At 81.1% G+C, this 1,441-nt stretch carries 1 pseudogene; it reads left to right on the top strand.

From position 1 onward, the window contains the following. Positions 1-1,441, top strand: a pseudogene (locus tag SSNG_RS41905) (hypothetical protein); the annotation flags it as partial.

Genomic DNA, 1,441 nt, shown 5'->3' with positions numbered 1-1,441 from the left:
GCCGAGCGGCCACGGGCAGGGCTCCTGGAGCGACCCGCAGGGGGGCCCCGCCGCCCCGGCCTTCCCCGGCGACTTCCCGGCGGAACCCGTCTACACCGAGTACCCGCAGGCCCCCGCCGCCGGCTACCCCGAGCCCGGACACCTCGGCTTCCCGGACCCCGGCTACCCCGAGGCCTTCCCCGCGCCCGGAGAGCCCGCGCCCGCCCCCGGCTTCCCCGAGGCGGGCTACCCCGCCCCCGGCACCTTCGCCGACCCCGCCGCGTACAGCGCCGGTGCCCACGAGACCGGCGGCCGTGACTCCGGCTCCCTCGACCTCGGTGGCCTCGTGGTCCCGCCCGGGGCCCCCTCCGCCGGTCAGGTCCCGCCCGCCGCCGCCGTGATGCCGCCGCGCCGCCCGCTGCACATGGGCCCCGCCGTGCCCGACGCCACCGGGGGAGTCGTACGCTCCCTCGCCGACCGGGGGCCGGCCGCCGCGCCGGTGCCGCCGGGCGCGGCGACGACGCCGGGCGTGCAGGTGGCGCCGGGTGTCCAGCCGGTCCCCGGTGTGCAGGTCGCGCCGGGTGCGCAGGCGGTTCCCGGGGTGCAGGTGGCGCCTGGGGTGCAGGCCGTGCCGGGTGTGGAGGCGGCGGCCGGTGTGGAGGTCGCGGCCGCGGCCGCGGCCGATGTGGCGCAGGCCGCTCCCGCTGAACAGGGTGCGGCGGGCGTGCCGGGTGAGCCGGTTGAGCAGGCTGTTCCGGTTGAGCAGGGCGTGCCGGTTGAGCAGGCTGTGCCGGTTGAGCAGGCTGTTCCCGCTGAGCAGGCAGCGCCCGCCGAGCAGGGTGCTGCCGCCGAGCAGGGCGTTCCCGCCGAGCAGGCCGCCGCGCAGGCGCAGGCCGTGGTGGCGGAGGCCGTGGTGGCGGAGGCCGTGGTGGGGGGGCCCGTCGTCGCGGAGCCTGCCGTGGCCGTCGAAGTCGCGGCCGTCGCGCCGGAGTCCGTCGTCGCGGAGCCCGTCGCCGTTGAGCCCGTGGTGGCGGAGCCCTCGGTGGCGGAGCCCGCCTCCGCTGAGCCCGTCGTGGTGCTGGCCCCCCAGGTGGCCGCCGCCATCGCCGCCGAGGCCGCCGCCGCCCAGGCTCCCGAAGCCGCCGCCCCGGCCCCCGAGGCCGAGCAGGCCGGCGCCCCCGGCCCCGAGTACCTGGACCTGGATCCCGCCGCGCCGCAGCCCGGTGGAGTCCTGCCGCAGGCCGGTACCCCGTGGACGGCCGAGCCCGTAGCCCCCGAGGCCGCCGCCGCCCCCGTCGCAGCCGACGCCACCGCCCAGCCGGCGCCGGAGACCGCTCCCGCCGGCCAAGGCGGCCCCGACGGCCCCCGAGGCGGCCGCCGAGCCCGCCGCATCCCCCGAGGAAGCCGAGGCGGCCGTTCCCGCCGCCGGCACCCCGGTCGAGGTCGCGCCGCCGGCCCCGGA

Source organism: Streptomyces sp. C (genome assembly GCF_000158895.1).
Lineage (GTDB): Bacteria > Actinomycetota > Actinomycetes > Streptomycetales > Streptomycetaceae > Streptomyces > Streptomyces racemochromogenes.
Note: the sequence above shows the minus strand (reverse complement) of the source record. Positions and strands in the feature narration are given on the sequence as shown.